This window comes from uncultured Succiniclasticum sp. (assembly GCF_902793885.1).
Classification (GTDB): domain Bacteria; phylum Bacillota; class Negativicutes; order Acidaminococcales; family Acidaminococcaceae; genus Succiniclasticum.
The window spans coordinates 46,526-52,525 of sequence record NZ_CADBFF010000020.1; the positions used below are offsets into that span (position 1 = coordinate 46,526).

General features: G+C 51.9%; 6 protein-coding genes. 4 read left to right on the plus strand and 2 right to left on the minus strand.

Going from position 1 to position 6,000, the window contains the following annotated elements:
- Positions 1-12: 12 nt before the first annotated feature.
- Positions 13-495 carry a hypothetical protein gene (locus tag QZV31_RS09935; protein WP_295360085.1) on the minus strand — a complete coding sequence of 161 codons (483 nt, stop codon included), beginning with the start codon at positions 493-495 and terminating at the stop codon, positions 13-15.
- 221 nt (positions 496-716) lie between these two features.
- Positions 717-1,121 carry a DUF190 domain-containing protein gene (locus QZV31_RS09940; protein WP_295360088.1) on the minus strand — a complete coding sequence of 135 codons (405 nt, stop codon included), beginning with the start codon at positions 1,119-1,121 and terminating at the stop codon, positions 717-719.
- A gap of 189 nt (positions 1,122-1,310) precedes the next feature.
- On the opposite strand from QZV31_RS09940, the gene QZV31_RS09945 reads away from it, so the two are divergent.
- From QZV31_RS09945 to dcuC, 4 genes are all read left to right on the plus strand, one after another.
- Positions 1,311-2,132, plus strand: coding sequence for an HAD hydrolase-like protein (locus QZV31_RS09945; RefSeq protein ID WP_295360091.1), 822 nt, complete (start codon positions 1,311-1,313; stop codon positions 2,130-2,132).
- Positions 2,133-2,254: 122 nt separating this feature from the next.
- Positions 2,255-3,028 (plus strand): pentapeptide repeat-containing protein, encoded by a 774-nt coding sequence (locus QZV31_RS09950; protein WP_295360093.1) that lies wholly within the window; start codon positions 2,255-2,257, stop codon positions 3,026-3,028.
- 165 nt (positions 3,029-3,193) lie between these two features.
- A complete protein-coding gene (locus QZV31_RS09955) occupies positions 3,194-4,321 on the plus strand; it encodes a M20/M25/M40 family metallo-hydrolase (RefSeq protein ID WP_366508712.1) in 1,128 nt (375 codons plus the stop codon).
- A 19-nt stretch (positions 4,322-4,340) separates the two neighbouring features.
- Positions 4,341-5,714: a C4-dicarboxylate transporter DcuC gene (gene dcuC / locus QZV31_RS09960; RefSeq protein WP_093729901.1), complete on the plus strand. Its 1,374-nt coding sequence runs from the start codon at positions 4,341-4,343 to the stop codon at positions 5,712-5,714.
- The last annotated feature ends 286 nt before the right edge of the window (positions 5,715-6,000 follow it).

Consider the following 6,000-nt stretch of genomic DNA (forward strand, 5'->3'; position numbering starts at 1 on the left):
ACAGCTGCTTACTTACACATCAAATTTTTTGGTCTCATCGCCTAACGGTTTATCCTTATCGGGATTTTTCTTGAACAGGTCGATATTTTCTTTCGCATATTTGGACGCGTCTTCGTACACTTTTTTGAAGGCGCTCATGTCTTTCGGCTTGCCGGCCTTGATCCATTCCATCACCACGCGGCCCAGACCGTATGTCATGCCGATGGCCAGGGGGATCTGCAGCGGGGCGAAGGGGATCAGGGTGGCCAGCTTGCCGCCGGCAAATACCGTGCCCATGGAACCCAGCAGGCTAACCGCAGCTTTTTCCGTAATTTTTTCTTCATACACGGAACCAATCTTCATGATCATGTAAATATCATTGGCAACGGTAGAAAGTGTGCCGAGACCGGGAACCACTACGATTACGCCGGCCCGGGCCGCCGCCCATTTGCACAGGGAAAGAGCTTCTTCCTCGCGGTCTTTATCATCGATTACCGTAATTTTCTCATCTGCCATAATGTTTCCTCCATTACATCTGCTATTAAAAAATCAAACAACACCGTTCGGAACGGCAGCGCCGCAGCGCAATACCTGACCAGGATGGCAGGCCTTCGGGCACGCCGCCGGATTATCCGAATCAATTATATACTATGCGGCTGTCCTTGGCAAGAAAGCACATCAGGCAACACACTTTTTTTACAACCGCAGGATTCGGAAACACGGATTCATTCACCGGTTCATACGTCCGGTTTGTCCATGACAGGCAATGACGGCCTGCCAAGTTGTACGCCGCTGCCCTCAAGATACTTTGTATACAATGCCGTCAGGGGCACAATCACAGCTAAAAAATGTTTCTCCCCGTTTTTTTCCAGGAAAGGATAGAGAAGCTCCAGGTTTTCCATTGTATCCACAATTTCAATGATTAGCGGCAGATTGTAACTCCCGCTGAAAAAAATGGGGACCGCGCGGCCGTCATTCCCCCGGACCTGCCTTCCGTAGCCTGCATCGGCCCGGACCATGGTACCGCCCCCCAGACCGAGACGGCGCGCCTCTTTAAACACCGCCTTGAAAAACGGTTCGTCGCCGCACTGTACATCTTCCGCGGTAAAAATCTTTAATTCATAAAGCTTGACAAAATTCATACGAGCCACCTCTTTCGACCCCAATATAAATGAAACAGAATACAAGACAACCTTACCCGTTGCCACTGTATAATTTATTATAGCATGTTATCCGGCGGCATGTAAGTAATTTATTTGCATAATATCGGCAGATAGAGTAAAATTATATGGTAACTTCTTATAAAAAGGACCGTTACGATTACGTTCAAAATGGCAGTCGTTATTTCGTTCAGCACGCTGCGAACCGGAAGCCGTTCCCAGGGGGACCTTGTTTCTGTTTCCATGCCCGGCATTCCCGTAACGCAGCTGCGCACAAGCGGAGGAACACGTATGTTATACCTGGCCTGGGATATTGACGGCACGTTATTACTGACCAACCGCGCCGGTTACGACGCGCTGCAGGAAGCCATCTGTGATTATTTCTTCAGAAAAGAACCCTATGAATTCAAGCATACGCTGGCAGGCTGTACCGATTCGTCCATCATCAAGGAAATCGTTACGGATATCAAGGGCCATTGTACCAGCGGCTGGGCCGCGTCGCTGATGCTGAAATACGAGATGTACCTGAAGAGCAACCTGAAAGCGCACAAGGGATATCTGATGCCCAATGTGGAAAAAACGCTCCAGTATCTCAGCGAAAATGAGCCGGAGATCACGAACCTGCTGCTGACAGGCAACACCGCCAACGGCGCCCGGGACAAAGTAGCGGAGTATGGTATTGCCCGGTATTTTGATTTCCGTCACAGTTCCTATGGCGACCTAGCGGAAGAACGGGACGAGGTAGCAAAGATTTTATATACGCGTCTGTTGGCTGACGGATTGGTAAAGGCCGGCGAAACCGATTCAATCATCATTATCGGCGACACGCCCAACGACACCAGATGCGCGGCGGCCATTGGCGCCCGGTGCGTCATCGTGCTGGCTGGCAGCGAATTTAAAAAGGAAGACTTCAACGACTGTCCCCCGTGGAAAATGTGGGACAAACTGCCCGACGACCCGGCTGATTTTGTCAGGGAAATCAGCGAAACGTAACCGTGCCTGTAATTAGATGAAACGTTCCCGACTCACATTATTGTTTTATATGATTCAGCCAAGGTAATTTCCAAAAGCAGATTGCCGGGCCTGAATCGCATGTTTATAATTTTGAGGCAACTATGAAATACTTAAATTTTTTGCTTTCTGCCATAGCGTTCCCTCTGTTGGTAGGGTTCGCGTTCCAGCCTGCGGCGGAAGCTTACAGCGCTTCTGATGTGGCAGCTGTGACCGGGGGACAGAACTGTCCTAATGCGGATTTACGCGGCGCCGACCTAAGCGGCGCCGACCTGACGGGACTGGATTTAACCGCCGCCAATCTGCAAAACGCCAACCTGACGGGAGCCAGACTGGAGCGGGCCATTCTGAACCAGGCCAGCTTACAGGGCTGCAACCTGAAACGAGCTGTTTTTTCCGAGGCCCAGTTGACCGATGCCAATTTGCAAAAAGTGGACGCGCCCTATGCCTATTTCGGCCACGCCGTCATGAAACACGCGGACCTGTCCGGTGGCAATTTTTTCCGCACCGACTTCCGCGGCGCCACGCTGACCGGCCTGACAGCATTTTCCGGAAATTTCCAGGAGGCCACTTTCGACAAAGCCGATTTGCGCAGGACGGATTTCACTTTTGCCAATCTGGCATACGGATGGTTTTTCCAGAGCGATCTGTCGGACAGCATCCTGACCGGAGCCAATCTGTATGAAATCAACGGAACCGGCCTCAAGGCGCAGCGCGCAAACTTTTCCAGCGCCAAGATGGGAAAGGCCCGGCTGGCCAACGGGGATTTTACGGAAGCCGTGTTTGAAAACGCCATGCTGGACAAGGCAAATCTGAAAGGCGCCGTCCTGAAAAATACGGTCTGGGGTACAGCGTTTAAAGAGCATGCGGAGTTCTGACGCAACCGGAATTCGGCAGCAGATAATATATTTTTTCAGACAAAACAGTTTTTTATGAGGGGAATCCGGGGAAACGCTGATGGATTATCAGGCACGCCCGCTTATCATTTTTGCGGCGGTCTTCCTCAGTGCTTTCTTACAAATTAACGTAGGAGGAATATGACATTGAACATCAACAAACAACGTGTACTGGACGAATTTTATGAACTGATTAAAATTTCCTGCCCTTCTCTGGGCGAACGGGAAGTAGCCGATTTGCTGAAAAAACGGCTGGAAGAATTAGGCGGCAAGGTGACGGAAGACATGCAGGCTGCCAAAGCCCTGAACGGCACGGCAGGCAATCTCGTGGCGGATTTTAAGGGCACGGTGGCGGGCGCGCCCCGCATTTTGCTGAATGCCCACATGGACTGCGTCAATCCCTGTGCCGGTATCAAACCCCACATCGAAGACGGCGTCATCAAATCCGACGGTACCACCATTTTAGGCGGCGACGACAAGGGCGGCGTGGTAGCCATTCTGGAAGCCCTGCGCTGCCTTAAAGAACAGAACCTGCCCCACGGCGATATCCAGGTGGTCTTCTCCGTCAGTGAGGAGCAGGGCTGCGCAGGCGCGAAAAATCTGGACACCAGCCTGCTGCATTCCGATATCGGGTACGCGCTGGACTCCAGCGGGCGCCCCGGCAAAATCATTTTCGCGGCTCCCGGCCAGAACAAAATTTTTGCCAAAGTCCACGGCAAAACCGCTCATGGCGGCGTAGCGCCGGAAAAAGGCATCAACGCCATTAAGAAAGCGGCGGAGATTTTAATGGACATGCCTACCAGCCGCATCGATGAAGAGACCACCTGCAATATCGGCATCATCCACGGCGGTTCCGCTACCAACATCGTGCCGGATCTGGTAGAGATTGCCATGGACTGCCGCAGCCGTAATCCGGAAAAGCTGGAAAAACTCACGGCCGATATTGTGGCAGCCTACAAAAAGGGCGGCGAAAAAGCCGGCGTGCCGGTTGACGTGGAAGTGAAACCTTCCTACAAACCCTACTGCCTTGCCAAAGACAGCAAGGTCATCCAGCTGGCAGCCAAAGCAGCGGAAAATCTGGGTTTAACCGTAGACATCACCGCCACCGGCGGCGGCAGCGACAGCAGCCACTTCAACGGCTTCGGTATCCCCTGCACCGTGCTGGGTACCGGTATGACCAATGTGCATACCGTAGACGAAATTTTGCTGGAAGAAGATCTGTACATGACCTGCCAGTGGGCGCTGGACATCCTCTGCCTGGCAGCAAAAGAGTAAGAGTCAGGAGGTATTATTTATGGCATTAGTTATTTCATTTCTTGTTACATTCTGGGTTGCGTACCTGATTTATAAAAAGTACAAACCCCAGCCGGTTTTGGTAGTGGGCGGTTTCATCCTCATGTACACCGCCGTCATCTTTGGGTACGGACAGATCCTGGCGCCTAAAGCCAGCACCGGTTCCATCCTGTTTGATACGTTCCAGTTCATGAGCCAGACCTTATCGTCCCGGGCCGCCAAACTGGGCCTGAACATCATGTGCGTAGGCGCTTTCGCCAAGTACATGGATAAGATCGGCGCCTCCCGCGCCCTGGTTCGCATGACCATCAAACCGTTATTGAAACTGAAATCTCCCTACCTGGTACTGTCCCTGAGCTGGGTGCTGGGCCTGTGCATCGGCCTGTGCATCAACTCCGCCTCCGGTCTGGCCATGCTGCTGATGGTTACGGTATTCCCCATCCTCATTGGTCTGGGCGTAAGCCGTCTGGCCGCCACCGCAGCCGTAGCTTCCACCCTCTGCTTTGACTGGAGCCCCAGCGATACCGGCACCATCCTGTCCGCGGAACACGCCGGCCTGGATCCCGTTATCTACTGGACCAATTATCAGGTTCCCATCGTTATTGTCGCTTTCTTCGTAGTCGGCACTTTGTTTTTCTTCTCACAAAAATATCTGGATAAACGAGACGGCCACGTAGTCGTTCCCATGGATGTGGATCATTCCAAATCCGACGACCCCTCCGACAACGCGCCGGCCATTTACGCCCTGCTCCCTATCGTGCCGCTGGCCCTGATTTTAAGTTTCAGCCCCCTGTGGATCACCTGGATCAAAGTCAACATCATCAACGCCATGATGATCGGCCTGGCCGTGGGCATGATTGCGGAATTCATCCGCACCCGCAACCTGAAAACCGTATTTGACGGCGTGCAGGCATTCTTCGACGGCATGGGCATGCAGATGGCCAACGTGGTAACCCTGATCGTAGCCGGTCAGGTCTTTGCCCAGGGCTTAATGAGCATGGGCGTCATCAACACCCTGATCAAAGGCAGCCAGAGCGCAGGCTTCTCCCCCATGATGATGATGGTGGTCATGGTAGCCATTATCGCCGTTTCTTCTATCGTAATGGGTTCCGGCAACGCGCCCTTCTTTGCTTTTGCAGCCCTGACCCCGGCGGTAGCCAAAGCCAGCGGCATCGCACCGGTGCTGTTCCTGCTGCCGATGCATTTCGCGGCCTCCATCGCCCGTACCTGCTCCCCCATCACCGCGGTTATCGTAGTCGCTTCCGGCATGGGCAACGTTTCTCCCTTTGACCTGATCAAGCGTACCTTCATCCCCATGTGCGGCGCCATGATCGTCAACATTGGCATGACCTTCTTCTATTACTATCGCGGATAATTTCAAAGCAGTAACAAAATAATATATAAGCCGTTACCTGTCATCACGTTTCCGTTCCGCTTCGGAACACTGTGATGAAAGTAACGGCTTTTTATATTCTGTAAAAATTGTGAAACAGATTCTGTTTTAAATATTGTACCCGTGATATAATTCTATTGAACAGTGGAATAATATAAAAGAATTCATTTTGAAAGACTAACTATTAAAAGTCAAGCTCCAAATTGAGAAAATTTGGGATTGGAAGAAGTTGCAAAACGGCATAACAAAACAGAGCGACTTCTGGCGC